At 69.8% G+C, this 15,087-nt stretch carries 13 protein-coding genes and 1 pseudogene; 8 read left to right on the top strand and 6 right to left on the bottom strand.

Annotation, left to right across the window (positions count from 1 at the left end):
* The first annotated feature begins 242 nt into the window (after positions 1 to 242).
* Together ACRX5W_RS25820 and ACRX5W_RS25815 are read left to right on the top strand one after the other, a co-directional pair.
* Positions 243 to 371 (top strand): LPFR motif small protein, encoded by a 129-nt coding sequence (locus tag ACRX5W_RS25820; RefSeq protein WP_436790703.1) that lies wholly within the window; start codon positions 243 to 245, stop codon positions 369 to 371.
* A 60-nt stretch (positions 372 to 431) separates the two neighbouring features.
* A complete protein-coding gene (locus tag ACRX5W_RS25815) occupies positions 432 to 989 on the top strand; it encodes a hypothetical protein (RefSeq protein ID WP_436790702.1) in 558 nt (185 codons plus the stop codon).
* A 150-nt stretch (positions 990 to 1,139) separates the two neighbouring features.
* On the opposite strand, the gene ACRX5W_RS25810 is transcribed toward ACRX5W_RS25815, so the two are convergent.
* The 3 genes from ACRX5W_RS25810 to ACRX5W_RS25800 form a co-directional block, all read right to left on the bottom strand.
* Complete coding sequence (locus ACRX5W_RS25810; RefSeq protein ID WP_436790701.1) at positions 1,140 to 1,970, bottom strand: SAM-dependent methyltransferase; 831 nt, start codon at positions 1,968 to 1,970, stop codon at positions 1,140 to 1,142.
* A 620-nt stretch (positions 1,971 to 2,590) separates the two neighbouring features.
* Positions 2,591 to 5,923, bottom strand: coding sequence for a ferritin-like domain-containing protein (locus tag ACRX5W_RS25805; RefSeq protein ID WP_436790700.1), 3,333 nt, complete (start codon positions 5,921 to 5,923; stop codon positions 2,591 to 2,593).
* Positions 5,920 to 7,359: a flavin monoamine oxidase family protein gene (locus ACRX5W_RS25800; protein ID WP_436790699.1), complete on the bottom strand. Its 1,440-nt coding sequence runs from the start codon at positions 7,357 to 7,359 to the stop codon at positions 5,920 to 5,922. The genes ACRX5W_RS25805 and ACRX5W_RS25800 overlap by 4 nt, the downstream gene beginning before the upstream one ends.
* 224 nt (positions 7,360 to 7,583) lie before the next feature.
* Here ACRX5W_RS25800 and ACRX5W_RS25795 point away from each other — a divergent pair, with 224 nt between their 5' ends.
* Together ACRX5W_RS25795 and ACRX5W_RS25790 are read left to right on the top strand one after the other, a co-directional pair.
* Positions 7,584 to 8,345 carry a tryptophan 7-halogenase gene (locus ACRX5W_RS25795; RefSeq protein ID WP_436790698.1) on the top strand — a complete coding sequence of 254 codons (762 nt, stop codon included), beginning with the start codon at positions 7,584 to 7,586 and terminating at the stop codon, positions 8,343 to 8,345.
* Complete coding sequence (locus ACRX5W_RS25790; protein ID WP_436790697.1) at positions 8,342 to 8,512, top strand: hypothetical protein; 171 nt, start codon at positions 8,342 to 8,344, stop codon at positions 8,510 to 8,512. Before ACRX5W_RS25795 ends, ACRX5W_RS25790 begins: the two co-directional genes overlap by 4 nt.
* 327 nt (positions 8,513 to 8,839) lie before the next feature.
* Here ACRX5W_RS25790 and ACRX5W_RS25785 read toward each other — a convergent pair whose 3' ends face one another.
* Together ACRX5W_RS25785 and ACRX5W_RS25780 are read right to left on the bottom strand one after the other, a co-directional pair.
* A complete protein-coding gene (locus ACRX5W_RS25785; RefSeq protein WP_436790696.1) occupies positions 8,840 to 10,210 on the bottom strand; it encodes a cytochrome P450 in 1,371 nt (456 codons plus the stop codon).
* A 58-nt stretch (positions 10,211 to 10,268) separates the two neighbouring features.
* Complete coding sequence (locus ACRX5W_RS25780; protein WP_436790695.1) at positions 10,269 to 10,460, bottom strand: ferredoxin; 192 nt, start codon at positions 10,458 to 10,460, stop codon at positions 10,269 to 10,271.
* A 640-nt stretch (positions 10,461 to 11,100) separates the two neighbouring features.
* Between ACRX5W_RS25780 and ACRX5W_RS25775 the strand changes: the two genes are divergently transcribed.
* Positions 11,101 to 11,778 carry a TetR/AcrR family transcriptional regulator gene (locus ACRX5W_RS25775; protein ID WP_436790694.1) on the top strand — a complete coding sequence of 226 codons (678 nt, stop codon included), beginning with the start codon at positions 11,101 to 11,103 and terminating at the stop codon, positions 11,776 to 11,778.
* A gap of 22 nt (positions 11,779 to 11,800) precedes the next feature.
* On the opposite strand, the gene ACRX5W_RS25770 is transcribed toward ACRX5W_RS25775, so the two are convergent.
* The gene (locus ACRX5W_RS25770) at positions 11,801 to 12,454 is read right to left on the bottom strand and encodes a TetR/AcrR family transcriptional regulator (protein ID WP_436790693.1); all 654 of its coding nucleotides are present in this window, start codon (positions 12,452 to 12,454) and stop codon (positions 11,801 to 11,803) included.
* A 381-nt stretch (positions 12,455 to 12,835) separates the two neighbouring features.
* Here ACRX5W_RS25770 and ACRX5W_RS25765 point away from each other — a divergent pair, with 381 nt between their 5' ends.
* The 3 genes and pseudogenes from ACRX5W_RS25765 to ACRX5W_RS25755 form a co-directional block, all read left to right on the top strand.
* Positions 12,836 to 13,843, top strand: a complete 1,008-nt coding sequence (locus ACRX5W_RS25765; protein WP_436790692.1) for an aldo/keto reductase — start codon at positions 12,836 to 12,838, stop codon at positions 13,841 to 13,843.
* Between the two features lie 12 nt (positions 13,844 to 13,855).
* Positions 13,856 to 14,659, top strand: a complete 804-nt coding sequence (locus tag ACRX5W_RS25760; RefSeq protein WP_436790691.1) for an SDR family NAD(P)-dependent oxidoreductase — start codon at positions 13,856 to 13,858, stop codon at positions 14,657 to 14,659.
* A gap of 245 nt (positions 14,660 to 14,904) precedes the next feature.
* Positions 14,905 to 15,087: pseudogene (locus ACRX5W_RS25755) on the top strand (IS110 family transposase); the annotation flags it as partial.

Genomic DNA, 15,087 nt, shown 5'->3' with positions numbered 1-15,087 from the left:
CACGCGCGGATACAAGGGTGCGTATGCCCGTCTGACCCGACATGACGCATCGCGGGCCGGCCTGGCAACGCCACCGCGCGCCCGGCGCCGAGACCGCCCCGCCGGGCGCTCATACAGGGGCTGGTTTCTTGCCGACATCCCCGGGCAACCGCTGGGGCGACCCCTTTGCGGGCCGGCGGCAGTCCGGGGAACCTCGGCGGTCCGGCGGTGCCGCATTCAGTCGGCAACGAAATGGAGGACCCGTGTTCAGGGCGATCGCAGACGTTCTGCGCAAGATAGGAAGCGCGATAGCAACCGTGGTCACCTTGCCTTTCCGGGCCGTGGCCCGGTTGTTCGGCGGGGCGTCCGACACCGCTCGCGGCCGTCACTGAACGCACCCGGCGCGCGGGCGCCGGATACGACCTGAAACCCTTGCTGTCGGAAGGCTGGTCATGCGAGGCACACCGACTCCGCAGGCTTTGCGGATTTACCTCGGGGACCATTACGCCGGATCTTCGGCCGGGTTGGCGTTGGCGAAGCGGCTGGCCCGGACCCGGGCGGATGCGCCGGACGGTCCGGTGTTGCGCGAATTGGAGCGGGATATCGCGCAGGACCGCGAGGCGATGCGCGAAATCATGCGGTCTCTCCATGTGAAACCCACCCGCGGTAAATCCGCTGTCGGGGTGCTCGCGGAGAAGCTGGGGCGTTTGAAGCCGAACGGGCGGGTGCGGCGACGGGCTCCTCTCAGCGATGTCCTCGAATTGGAGACACTCTTTTTGGGTGTCGAGGGCAAGGCCGCGTGTTGGCGATCGCTGCGTACGCTCGTCCCGACGGATTCCCGGCTCGACGCCGACCGCCTCGACGAGTTGATCAAGCGGGCGGAGGGCCAGGTCGGCCGGTTGGAAGCGCTGCGGGCGACAGCTGCGGCGAACGCCTTGGGCAGGTCGCAGTCAGCCGCCTCCGGGTGGTCCGCCGACGCACGCGGACGCGTCCTCGGAGGTGCCGGGTGAGGCCGGGGACGGGCGTGGTCGCGGTTCGGCCGGCGTGGTCGGTTGTCCTGCCGGGTCGCCGGGGGCTCTCGCCGCCCCGCGGGGTGTCGCCCCGGCCGGGGCCGCGCAGGCTCGACACCGGTCTCGGCACCGGAACCGACGACCCGACGATCAGGGCTTGCGGCCGATTCCGCCGACGAGGTCGGCCACGCTGTCGGCCCAGTCGCGCGAGTAGCGGCTGTCGGCGTCGCGGCGCCACTCGGCCACGGGGACGATGCCGGGGTCGACGAGCTCCAAGCCCTCGAAGAAGCCGGCGATCTGTTCCGGCGAACGCAGGTTGTAGGCGAGCGGAGCCGTCTTGTTGTGCCGCGTCTGGATCGCACGCCAGTGCGAGTCGACGTCGCTGATGTCGTGGGACAGCAGGTGGCTCCCGGTCGGCAGCGGAGCCATCAGGTCCTCGACGATCGAGCGGGCCTGCTCGTAGGTGGGGACGTGACCGAGGATGCCGCTGAGCACGATCGCGACCGGCTGCGACAGGTCCAGCGTTTCCGAGGCCGCGTCGAGAACCGTCTTGGGTTCGAGCAGCGAGGCGTCGAGGTAAGCCACTCCCTCGGCCTCGGCGGCGGCGAGGATCTCGCGGGCGTACAACACCACCTGCGGGTCGTTGTCGGCATAGACGACACGCGCGTCGGGCGCCGCCTGTTGCGCGATCTCGTGTGTGTTGCCGGCCACCGGGAGTCCCGAACCGATGTCCAGGAACTGCCTGATGCCGGCTTCGCGCGCCAGGTAGCGCACGCCGCGGGTAAGGAAATGCCGGGTGGTGCGCACCCGTTCGACGAGCCCGGGGTTCTCCGCCGCAAGCCTGTTGGCCAACGCACGGTCCCCCGAGAAGTTGTGCATGCCGCCGAGCCAGTTGTTCCAGCAGCGGGCCTGGCTGGGGCGGGTGATGTCGACGGCGGTGGTGGGGTCGCTTTGGGCGTTCGCAGGATCGTGTTTGGTCACGTTATGCATGCAATCATTTGCGCAACGTAAGTGACAAGCGCGCCACGGAGGTCCCGCGCGATCACGTGGTGTCGGGCGTTCGCGCGACGGTCGGCACTCGGCGCTGCCCCGCTTCGCCCGAAGCGTCCCGCTCGGACGAGCGGGCCGGCACGCTTGACAGCGCCGAATGTCGTCGGCGCAGGCGAGCACCCACACCACCGGCCGGCCGGCGAAGCGGCCGACGAGGGCGTGCAGGGGGCCAGAGTGACGTTGTCGGCCCAGTGCAGGTCGTCGAGGACGATCAGGGCGGGGCCGTGCCGCAGGCGCGTCTCCAGGCGGAGGCACAGCCGGTCGATCTGCCCGTCGGAGCCGGATGGTGCATCAAGGCCCTGCTCTCGTAGGGACGTTCCTGCCTCGTGGTCGAGTCGCGCTTGTCGGCTATCCGAGCGCGGGCAAGTCGCCTGCTCTCGTAGGGACGTTCCTGCCTCGTGGTCGAGGGCGTCGGCGAGGGGTCGAGGGGGATGGCCCGAAGAGAGACGTCCGGGATGGCCCGTCCTTCAGACCCCGTGCCGCGGATGCCGTGTGCGGGAGGGCCGCCGGGCCTGCCGTGCGACGGCCCCGGCGGCCTTCCCGGACACCTCTTACGCTCGCGTGGGGTCGAACGTGCGGAAATAGTCGGCGTAATGCTGCATGAGCTCCGGAACGCGGGTGGGCAGGCCGGGCAGTTCGGCGGCCATGACGGCGAGATGGGCGAAGCGAAGGCTGATCGACCGCATGGCGACGTCGGGGCGCGGGATGAGTCCGGGCTGTTCCTCCAGTTCGAAGGACGGTCCGGCGGTGCGCCCGGGCCGCCCGGAGGGCAGCGTCACCAGGTGTTCGGCGAGGGGCCGCATCATGCCGGCCATGACGTCGATGGCGGCGTTCATGAGCTGTGAACGGCGCAGGCTGGCGTCGGGCGCCGCACAGAAGTGCTGGATCATCAGCTGGTTCATCAGGAAGTACGAGCGGTTGAACACCACGAGTGCGGCGCGTGCCTCGGGGTCGCTCACGTGTTCGCGGGCCGGGTTCCCGGCGTGCAGGGAGGGGTTGCGCAGCACCGGATACGCGGGGGTCCAGGGTGGGCGCCGCCGAGCGCAGTCCTGCGGTCGGCCGGTGGCGAGGTGTTCGGCGGTCAGCAGGTCCGAGAGCCGCAGGAACGTGTCGTAGTGGGACTCTTCGCCGTGCTGCTTGCCGTGGAGGACGTCGCCTTCGCTGTGTTCGGTGACGAAGTCGATCGCGAACTGCGCGCTGGCGACGTCATCGACCTCCAACTGGTAGTCGGGGTGAACCGCGTTGACGGATTTGCGCATGAACAGGTGGTGTTCGCCTCCGCCCCTCCCCCGGTCGACGAGGAAGAGATTGGGCACGGTGGCCAGGCCTTCGCGAATGGCGGCATACAGGTCGCTGAGCGACTGGTACGGGTACGGGCCGGTGTCGTTGCGGGGGCCGGCGGTGTCCGCCTCAAGGTCGGGGAGGCCGCCGTACGGCTGTTCGAGCGCGATGAACCGCTGGACGCTGCCCAGTCCGAAGCCTTCCAGACACAGGTCGAGCGGCAGCCGCAGGCCGCTGTTGCGGGTCCCGAAGTCGATGTGCGGCAGATGGAAGGGCTGGCCCATCGCGGTGATGATGTTGTTGATCACCAGGAAGTGCATCATCTCCTCGCGGGCGACACCGAGGAGCGTGCCGCGCATGCCGTTGGAGAGGGTTTCGGCGCCGTCGCCGCATGCGAGGTGGAGTTGTTCCTTGGTCCAGGCGCCGCGTTCGACGAGTTCGCGTCCGGCCTCGTGGAGCGGGATCGACCAGGCGGCGTACAAGTACTGCATCATGACGGCGAGTTCGGCGCCGGCGGCCTGGCAGAGGCCGTCGTAGAGCCGGCCGCGTGTGGTGATCGCGCCGTCGCGGCCCCGCCGGGGGACGAGCCGGGGCGGCGGGCGGCGGCTGGACTCGTCTTGGCGCAGGTAGGCCAGCAGCAGCCGCGCCTGGGGTGCGGTCATGTCGCGGGTGGAGGGCATGTAGAACGTCTTGTCGCGGTTCTGCGGGTCGCACATGAGCCAGATCAGACGCGCGTGCGTGGCGACACGGGATCGGTCGGCGAGGCTGAAGATCTCGTCCTTCATGAAGGAGTACAGCAGTTCGTAGGGCGCGAACACCTCGCGGTAGAGCACGTCGAAGGTGACCTGGTCGCGGGGGATGTCGTCGAGATGCCGGGTGTCGGGCAGCACGCGTACGTCGACCGCGCACACGGCAGGCCAGTAGCCGAGGCGGTCGTCGTTGTCGTACGCGCGGGCGGCCGACCCGGATTCGTCGGCATCCCACGGGAGTTCGTCGTCTTCGGGGACGACGAGCAGGCGCGTGGCTCCGGCCGAGGCGTACCGGACGGCGAGGTGGGCACGCCCGTCGGTGCCGGTGGTCACGACGCAGGTGTCCGCCCAGCTTGGCCCCTCCCCTTGTACCGGGGACTGTCGGCAACGGATGTCGACGATGTGCACGTCATCGCAGCGGGCTTCGGCGCCTGCCCGCGGATCCCCGGGCAGGGCGCGGGGATTGAAGAACTGCCGTACGCGCAGGCGGGATTCGGCAGGTCGGCCGAGGCGGTAGGCGCGTAGCGGCACTTCGGTGCCGAGGGCATCGGCGCTCGGGTCGGCGGGGTCGAGGATGAGCGCGGATTCGTCGACGCAGACGACTGTTTCCTCTTCGGCGAGAAGCACTTCCGGGTCGCGGCCGGGAAGCGTGCCCAGGAGCACCAGCGGCTCGGCGGGGCCGGCGGCGTCGGTGAGTTCCGCCGCGTGCTCGGGTCTGGTGGGGACGGTGACGAGCCCGCCGGTGGTGTCGGTGTCGCCGAGGTAGGCGTCGCGGGGAACGCGGGCGACCAGCCGCCGGGTGTCGCGGGTGCGCAGTTCGAGGTCGCCGGCGTCGAGGCGGGGTCCGAGCGGGTGGATGCGCTCCGGACCGGGATCCGCGCCGCGGCTGACGGCCGGGATCGCGGTGACGAGGTCCAACGTGGTGTGTTCGGCGGTCACGCGTACCGCGGCGTTGTGCAGCGGGGTCGCGGTGCCGCGTCGGCGCGGGTCGCGGGCGCTGAGCAACCGCCCTGCCGGACAGGTGCGTTCCTCGTCTCGGCGCCATGCGGCGATGGTTCCGCGTACCTGCCACAGGTCGGGGGCGTCGCATGTCCGGGGGGCGGCCATGTTGCTCAGCGCGAACCGGACCACCAGGCCGCCGTAGCCGTCCTCCGCGGCGCGGGCGCGCAGCCGCCGTGCGGCTTCGGAGGCCTCGGCCTCCGCGAACCACTCCAGGCCCTGGTCGGCGTCCACGACGAATTGGTGGACGACCGAACGCCGGAATAGAGCGGCGAGTGGATGGTCGCCGGTGTCGAGGATGTGGTGTGAGTTCTGCCAGCGCGGCGGCTGGAGGCCGGTGACCGCGCCGATCGCCATGGAACCCGACTCGTGCGAGCGGCCCAGGCGGCCGAAACCGAATCCGCCGGCCATGACGGTGGTGGTCCAGTTGGACGCGGGGTCGATGTCGAGGACGCGGGCGCGGTTGAACGTGGTGGCCAGGTAGTCGTTGTAGTGGCCCCACATGTCGACGTGTCGGCCGACGACCGGGTCGCGGGTGTCGGCCTCGCCGGGCGCGGCTTCCCAGCCCGTGACCCGGGCGTCGACCCAGAAGTGGCCGTTGCCCCCGAAGTTCCAGCCCTTGACCGTGCCGAACCGCCCGTCTTCGGTGGCCCGCCCGTCGGGTTCGTAGCGGTGGCCGAGGGTGTCGAGGTGGTCGTGGTACTCCCCGGCCGGACGGTCGGTCGGGAACGGCTTGCCGTCGGCGGTCACCGCCCGGTTGTGCGCGAGGTCGTACAGGCCGCTGCGCGGACCGGTGGGGAGGCGCGTGACCGCGGTGCCGGCGAAGTGCAGGCGAGGTACGTCGAAGACGCTCACCAAGATCTCCTGAGTGCTGTGTCGATGGCGGCCACCGCGCCGAGTGCCGACTCGATGGCGCCGTTGATCCAGGCCGGGGTGGTCGAGCAGTGCTCGCCGGCGAAGAAGAGCCGCCCCTGAGGGCGGGCGGCGCGCCGCATTTCCTCGTCGCTGCCGTCGGCGTCGCTGCCCCAGCGCCAGCGGATCGCCGTGCACCCGTTGCTCCACGGGTTGTCGGCCCACGCGATGCTCGCCGCGTCCAGCACCATGCCGGGTTCCTTCAACTCCGGGTGCAGCGGCGCGAGTTCGTCCACGACGGCGGCGTGCCTGGCTTCGGCGGGGAACTTCCCGAGCAGGTGGGCGTCCTCGGCGATGGCGTACGAGCCCAGGAGCACCGCTTCCCGCCGAGGGGCTCCTTCCCGCGGCGGGTAGTACGTCTGGCGGGTGCGGCCTCCGGTGGCCGACGCGCCGCCGCGGATTCCCGCGCGTTCCCAGAACGCCTCGCGGCACAGCAGGGCGATCTTGGTGGCGGATCCGTACTCCATGGTGTTGATGACGTCCCGTTTGTCGGCGTCGACGCCGTCGAGCGGGATCTTGCGCAGCACAGAGAACGGCAGCGTGCACAGCGCGGCCGGGTGCCGGTGGGTCGGCCGGTGCGTTCCGTGGCGCAGCGTGACGCGGACCGCGTCGTCGCCGACGTGCAGGCCGACGACCTCCCGGCCCGGCAGGATCGGCCCTCGGATGCGGTCCGCGAGGCGTTCCACGAGGCGGCTCATCCCGCCGCTGAGGTACATCAGGCTGGTGCCGGTCTCCAGCAGGAGATCGTCGAGGAACACGTACAGGCGCGGGGTACATCCCGCGCGCAGCTCGGGGTGTTCGCGGAAGACCGCGCCGAGGTCGATGCGCTCGCTTCGCGGGCCGTGGAGGTACGGCGTCAGGTCGAGGCGGTCGGCGAGCGGGAGCAGCGCGGCGAGGTCGGCGGCGAGGTTGTCGCGCAGCTCGGCGGGGCTGATGGCGCGGACGACCGCGGCCAGCCAGGCGCCGAACAGGACGGTCTCGGGCTTGTAGGCGCCCGTGTCGACTTCACGCCGTAAGTCGGCCACGAGGGCCTTGGCGGCGTCCTTCACGCGGACGAAGCCGCTGCCGGTGTCCAAGCGGTTGTGGTCGTCGCTCAGGATCGTCGGGAACGGGCGCAGCGCGGTCGCGAGGCCGAGCTTGTGCACGTACCGCATGGTCAGTTCGTGGGTCGCGGGGATGCGCATCGCGCCGAGCTCGGCGTGCGGGGCGTCGTCCGCGGTGCCGAAGCGGTGGGTGTGGATCCGCCCGCCGATCCGCTCGCTGCCCTCCAGGACGGTCACCCGGTGTCCCAGCGCCTCCAGCTCGTACGCGGCGACCAGCCCCGCGATGCCGGCGCCGAGCACGGCGATGCCGTCCTGGTCCTCCGTCGGCCCGTCCACAGCCTCGCCTCCCGTGTTTCCGGTTCAGAAGGTCGACTTCGCGGGAGCGGCGGTGTCCGCCACGTCCCCCGAACCGTCGGCCGCTCAAGCGCCAACGGGCATTTCCCGCACAGGTTTTGACGCCCCGTGGTGGGCATCCCGCGTGACCGCGTGGGTTCCCGCCGAATCGCTTTTGGCGTGCTTGCGGCGCTCTCGGCGCCGTGGGTCAGGGAGGGCTTTCCGGCATGGATCAGCGCGAGTGCAACGCCGCCTACAAGGTGGCCGGGAATCTCATCAACTGGTGCACGCCGGGGCCCCGCGAGGCGAGGACGCGGAAAATCGACGGCCGACCCGACCACTTCCACCACCCGTTCGGCCTCCTCCCGGAACACGACGGTCTCCCGCTGTCGCACCAACGGGTCTACAACCGCAAGAACGGCACGACCCGGAAGCCCTTCGACTACTCCTGTTTCCCCGGTGTCGCGGTCATGGACCGGGACATGGCCCCACGTAACCACGCGGGCGAGCCGATCACCCGGTATGCCTGGCACTTCGACGCCCATTTGGTCGCCCTTTTCCTGCGCCGCTACTCCACCGACAAGCAGTGCGTCCGGCACGTCCAGGACGAGATGGTGGAGGTGCAGCAGGACGAGCGGGGCTTCGTGACCGCGCTGCGCACCAAGGGCAGGGCCGTCCTCGACGCCGACCTGATCGTCGACTGTTCCGGCTTCCGGGGCCATTTCTGCCGGCTGTGGGGGCTCGCCCCGGACAGGGATCGGCGACAAACTCGATCACGTGCGTTTCCGGGTGGGGCGCAACCGGCGTGCGTGGGTGAACAACGTCGTCAGCGTCGGCCTGTTTCCTGGATCCGCCGGAATCGTTCAGCACGGAATGCGATTACTACGGCAGCTTCGACATCGAGTTCCGGAACTTCCGGACCAACGGCAGTTACTTCTGCATCTTCGCGGGTCTGGGCCTGGAGCCGGACCATCCGCTACCGGCGATGATGCACCGCGAGGAAATGCACGAGGGCGCCCAGCATTTGTTGGCCGAAATGGGCAGCCACACAATCGTGTTGGGCACAGTGGCCGAAACGGGCTTCACCAAGGACATCCCGCTGCTGTACGGCCTGCGGCAGTTCTCCCGCCGGCCGGCTCAGAAACGCACCGCCTGACCCTCCGCCCGCGAGGCAGTCGGCACCGACAGGGAGGGGAGCCGACCGCCTTCGCGAGCGCCGTATTCATCCCAGCGCTCACACAGCCCGATTGGCAATCGATTGCCACCAGTTGCCACGGGCCTCGCAGCGCGGGTGCGGCAGCAGAGCGGGGTCGGCCCGGACTGGCGTTGGGCGGGGTTGGCCCGGATTGGCCTGGCCTGGGCTGGCCCGGGTTGGCCTGAGCCCGACGGCGGGTGACGTACAGGGGCGTGGTCGCCTGTGGTTATGGGCGACCACGCCCATGGCGGTGCGGGTGCTCCCGTACCGACACCGCCGTATCAGGGGTCAGCGGTCGATCTGCGCCTTGGCGGCTTTGACCGTGACCGGTTCGGCGAGACGCTGCTCGTCGCAGATGCGCTGGAGCTTCTCCAGCGTGGCGTCGAGGCCTTCTCCGATGCGCTCCCCGGGAGTGAACGTCGCGGGGAGGTTCCGCATGCCGTTGATGACACCGATGGTGTCGTAGTGCCGGGCGCCCTCGGGGTCGCACTTGTAGTCGGGCATGCGGTCGAGCACGGCGATGACCATGCGCTTGAAGACCGTACGCGCGACGTTCGAGCCTATACAGCGGTGGATGCCGAGCCCGAAGCTGCTGTGCCGGTTGCCGGTGCGCGCGAGGTCGATCTTGTTGGGTTCCGGGAACACCTTGGGGTCACGGTTGGCCATCGCCCAGGAGACCCATACGCGCTCGCCCTCCTTGAAGTTGACACCGGCGATCTCGCAGTCGGCGGAGATGGTGCGTCCGTCGCCCGGTGCAGGGGTGTAGAAGCGCAGGAATTCCTCGGTCGCGGAGTTCAGCAGGGTGTCCCGCTCGCGGCTGAGGCGGTCGCGCTCCTCGGGGTTCTCCGAGAGCCACTCCAGCGCGTGTGCCGTGAGCGCCGTGGTGGTGTCGAACCCGCCGCCGATCAACAGGGCGAGAATGCCCAGGAGTTCCATGTCCGGCCCGGGCTGGCCGCCGATGTCGGCGGTCAGCAGGGCGTGGATCAGCCCCGGGCGTGGGTTGGCCCTGACCTCCATCATCTGCTTGAAGAGGTCCGCCCCCATCGCCATCTGGAGCTGCTTGACGCGCTCCGAGTCGGGCGAGTCCGGGGGCGTGTACACGCTGGCGTGCGCCGGCTCGTTGTAGATCGTCCAGTTGGCCAGCGGGATGCCCATCATTCCCAGCGTGAGGACGGCGGGGACGACATTGGCCAGGTCCTCGACGAAGTCGATGCTGCCCGATTCGATCTTCTCGTCGAGGCAGGCGCGGACGACCTCGTCGATGACCGGGATCCAGCGGTTCATCGCGGCGGGCGACATGTACGGGTTGAGCGCCTGCCGGTAGTAGCGCTGCTCCGGCGGGTCCATCTCCAGGAAGCCGCCGCGGTAGGAGTTGCCGCGGTCCGGGGTCGGGATGGTGACGCCCTTGTAGCCCTTGCGCTCGTTGTTGACGTCGTGGTCGTTGGACAGGTACTGCGCGGACCTGGCGACCTCGAACGTCTCGGCGTTCCCGGCGGTCACCCAGTGCCCGCCGTAAGTGTCCGACCACGCGATCGGACACTTGGCCTGCATTTCCTGCGTGATCGACTCGAACTGCCCGCGGTATTCGGGAGTGTGCCGGTCGAAGTGGAATACCGGGGTCCTGCGGTCGTCGTCGGCGACGATCTCGTCCTGGCTCACGGAAGTGCTCCCTGCGTCTGCGATGGGTCGTCGGACCGGTCAGTGGTCAGGAGATGGGTCAGGAGATCGAGATGGCGCGCTCCGGGCACGAGCGCACAGCCTCGTGAACCTTCTCCTCCTGGTCGGCCGGCACCTCTTCGCTGATCGCCGACGAGTGACCGTCGATCTCGCTGAGCTCGAACACCTTGGGGGCGATCATGGCGCACAGCGTGTGGCCCTGGCAGAGGTCCTCGTCAACCCGCACCTTCACTTGGCTCTCCTCATGCGAAACTCGAATCGTCGCGCCCGGCCCGAGGTGGACGCGTGCCGGCGGGCCGCCGGGCGGGCTCGGGAACCGCCGGGCCTCCCGTGTGCGTTGGAAGCGTACGGTCGGTGCATCGGCGGGAGCCGATGAGAACCGACGGGGGCAGGGACATTCTTCCGGCCATCCCCTACGTCCCTGTTGCCAGTGCTCGTCTCCTCCCGCTGCCTGACCGAACGCTCCGGGATCGTCCCCCCGAGGTGCTGAGCACCCGCACAGCACCGTGTTGACGACATGAGTACCACCGGCCCACGCGGCGGTCAAGGGCAGAGCGGGCCACCAGGCGCTCCCGGCGCACAGCTCGGTCCGCCGCCGGATGCGCGATCAGCGCGAGCGACCGAAATACCGGCTTTGGCCGTGATTGTGGCGCCGAATCTCTCGCACTCGGCGAAAACGTCGTACCGCGGGGCTCCATGGAGCCGCCGGAAGGCGTACGCTCCGTCCCCGTGCCCGGAGCCTGCTCCGCGACCGGACTCGGGGACGGACACAGGCCGGAAAGCCGAAGGAAAGAGGGCTGACCGGGGCTTTCCCGCCCCGCGCTAGCATGACGCGGCAGCCCGTACCACCGCACGTCCTTGGAGGCAGCAACATGGCATCGCCGCGCAGGATCGGTGCGCCGGACGCCAAGAACCGGGCCGTCCTGCTCGATGCCACCGAGCAGTTGATGCTGGAAGAGGGCTACGCCGCGGTCAGTTCACGGCGCGTCGCGGCGAAGGCCGGGCTCAAACCGCAACTTGTGCACTACTACTTCCGGACCATGGACGACCTGTTCCTGGCGGTCTTCCGGCGCCTCGCCGAGGAAGGGACGAAACGGCAGGCCGCCGCGCTGGCTTCACCGCAGCCGTTGCGGGCGATCTGGGAGCTCAGCACCGAGGAGTTCAACACGGCGCTGACGATGGAGTTCGTCGCGCTGGCCAACCATCGCAAGGCGATCCGCGCCGAGATCGTGCAGCATGCCGAGCGCGGCCGCGCCGAACTGCTCACCGCGCTGCCGCGGCTCATGGAGCGGTACTCCGTCTCGCCGGATGCGTTCCCGCCGGCCGTCGTCGCGTTTCTGATGACCAGCATTTCGCGCATGTTGGTGATGGAGCAGGCGATCGGGATGTCCATCACGCACCAGGAGACGGCCGCGTTCGTCGAGGACTACATACTGCGCCTGGAACGCGACGCGGACGCGGTCCAGGCGAAGGCGGAAGCCGAGGCGGCTCGGGCAGAAGGTGCGGATCACGCGAGCCGGGGCGCCGACGCGGTGGTGCGGCACGGCTGATTCGGCTGCCACCGCCCGCCGGTCACGCGCCGGGTGACCGGCGCGGCAGAACCCCCCGCAGGAACAGGCGCACGGCGTCCTCCAGGCGGCGTTCCTCGACCTCGGGCGTACGCGTGACGCCGAAGGCCGCGAGCCGCGCGGGGAAGGCCGATACCAGGGCGAGGAATTGCTCGGCGGCGGTCTCGATGTCGTCGACCTCGATCGTGCCCTCGTCCGCATGCCGTCGCAGGAGCTCCATGACGGCCCGCATGCGCGGCGACCAGGTCAGCGTCTCGGCACTGCGTGCGAACTCGGGAAAGCGCTCGGACTCGGCCATCGCCATCCGGCTGATGCGGACCAGGTCGGGATCGACCGCGCGGGCGATGGCGGTTCTCCCGATCTCGGTCAGTGCGGCGGCCAAGTCGTCGCCCGGCACGTCCGGGACGAATTCGTCCCCGTGCCGGGACATCGCCCAGGGCACCACGGCCGCGAAAAGCGTCCGCTTGTCGCGGTAGCGGGCGTAGAGCGTGCGCTTGGTGACGCCCGCGGCCTGGGCGACGGCCTCCATCGTGGTGCCGTCGAATCCTCGGTCCAGGAACATTTCGAACGCGGCCTGCCGCAACTGCTCGCCGAGCCGGGCCGCTTCGGCCTGGGAGGGTCTGCCGATACGAGCGCGCGTGGGTGGGGTGGGGCTCACCGGCCGCAGTATACGGGCCATTGACATAAATGAACGGATGCGTATATTTTCCAGGCGACCGGGAAGACGACCGAGGAAAGGGGCAGGCGTGGGTGCGACCGTGGCCGTGCCTCGCTCGCCCGGACTTCTCCCCTGCCGCGGCCCACGGCTCCTGCGACGGCTCGGCGGACACGTCGAACCTGCGCCGTCGAGCGGGAAGTTGCCCTGCCGGGCACCGGCACGGAACCCTGCTCGGCCCGGCCTTCGGCTGCCGTTGCCGCCGGGCGCCGCGTTCGACCACCGATCACCAGGCGACCCCGCCGGGGCACTCGGGATGTCGCGCGTCGGCGCCGGACGCCCGCGCCGGGCCGTCTGCCAGTCTGCGGAAGTGGTGTGACCTGCATGCGGATGCGACGCCTTGGGCCCAGCGGCCTGTACGTCTCCGAACTCGCCCTCGGGGCAATGACGTTCGGCATGCGGAAATGGGGGTGCGACGAGGAGACCGCGACCGCGCTCGTCCACCGCTACCTCGACGCCGGCGGGAACTTCATCGACACCGCGGACGCGTACGGCTCGTCCGAGGAGATCTGCGGGCGGGCGGTGCGCGGGCGTCGTTCGGACGTCGTGCTGGGCACCAAGTTCGGCCTGCCGGTGGGGCGCGGCCCGCATGACCGGGGCACCGGCCGCAAGCACATCGTCGCGGCGTGCGAGTCGAGCCTGCGGCGGCTCGGCACCGACTACATCGACCTGTACTGGGTGCATGTCGACGACACGGCGACGCCGCTGGAGGAGACGATCGCGGCGCTGGACGACCTGGTGCGGGCCGGAAAGGTGCTGTACACGGGCGCGTCAAACCTGCGTTCGTACCGGCTGATGAAGGCGTTGTCGATCAGCGACCGCACAGGCGCGGGACGGTTCATCGCCTTCCAGGGCCAGTACAACCTGATCGTCCGCACCCTGGAGCGCGAGCACTTTCGACTGCTCGCGGACGAAGGGCTCGGTTTCGTGGGCTGGAGTCCGCTCGCCGCCGGGATGCTGACGGGCAAGATCAAGCCCGGTGCGGACATCGCCGACACGCGGCTGGGACAGCGCGAGGTCGCCTTCGACGCCCTGGTCAAGAACGAGCACGGCTTCCGCGTGGCCGCGGCAGTCCGGAAGGCCGCCGCCGAAGTCGGCTGCTCCCCGGCGCAGTTGGCCTTGGCATGGCAGCGCGGCAGGCCGGTCGACTCGGTCATCGTCGGCGCGCGCACGATGGCTCAGCTCGACGACAACCTGGCGTCGCTGGACGTCGTCATCCCGCCTGAGGTCGCGGCGGAGCTGGAACGCGAGACAGCGCTTCCGGACGAATATCCCGGGACGTTCATCGACATATTCCAAGGCTGGCTCCGAGGCGACGAACGACCGGCGTAGCAGCGGCAATTCATGCACGAGAATGGCTTGATCAAGGTGGGAGAAGCAGACATGTCGGCAGGGAAATCGGTGGGCAGGAATGCGATCGTGACCGGTGGCGCGTCCGGCATCGGGCTGGCGATCGCCCGGCGGCTCGCCCACGACGGCGCCAACGTCGGCGTCTTCGACCTCGACGCGGACGCGGCCGAAGCCGCGGCGGCCCAGATCCGCGCCGACGGCGGCTCGGCCCTGGCGGTCGGCGTCGACGTCGCCCACCGCGACCAGATCGACCAGGGCATGGACAAGGTCCGCGCGGCGTTCGGTCCCATCGGCATCCTCGTCAACAACGCCGGGCGCGAAGGCTTCCAGCCGTTCCTGGACATCACCGAGGACACCTGGAACCACCTCCTCCAGGTCAACCTGACCGGCACGTTCCATTGCTGCCAGGCGGCCCTGCCCGACATGATCGCCGCCCGCTGGGGTCGCATCGTCAACATCTCGTCGTCCAGCACCCACGGCGGCCAGCCGTTCATGACCCACTACGTCGCCTCGAAGTCGGGCGTCGTCGGCCTCACGAAGTCGCTCGCCCTGGAGTTCGGACCCAAGGGCGTCACCGTCAACACCATCCCGCCGGGCTTCATCGACACTCCCATGACGCGCCGCAACGAGGCGAAGGGGCTCCTCGGCGGCACCGTCGACCACCACGCCTCCCTCACACCGGTACGCCGCGCCGGCCTGCCGGAGGACATCGCGAACGCCACCGCCTTCCTCGTCAGCGACGAAGCCGGCTACATCACCGGCCAGATCATCGGCGTCAACGGCGGCCGTAACACCTAATGGGACTCATCGGGTCGTGAGTGAGACTCGATGGGTGGCCGCCGGCATGTGAGCACTGCCAGCACCGGAGCCGTTCGAGCTCTGCTGTCAGACCGTGCCCCTGCCGGTCGGCCGGGAGGCCGGACTGCTGATGGGATGGCGTGCCCGCCGGGCTGATCGGGCGTGAGCACTGGATCCATTAGGGCGCGAGCTGCGTCTCCCGTGGGCCACGCGCACGATGTACATCGAGAGGTTGGAGACATGGGGTGCTGTTCGTCGGGGACGACTGGGCCGAAGACCATCACGATGTCGAGGTCCAGGACGAGGCGGGCCGCAGGGTCGGCGCCGCGCGGCTGCCGGAGGGCGTCGCGGGCATCGCGAAGCTGCACGCTCTCATCGCCCGGCACAGCGGCGAGGACCTGGAGCCGGAACAGGTGGTGGTCGGGATC

The sequence above is a fragment of the Yinghuangia sp. YIM S10712 genome, from assembly GCF_051388935.1.
Classification (GTDB): Bacteria; Actinomycetota; Actinomycetes; order Streptomycetales; family Streptomycetaceae; genus Yinghuangia.
Note: the sequence above shows the minus strand (reverse complement) of the source record. Positions and strands in the feature narration are given on the sequence as shown.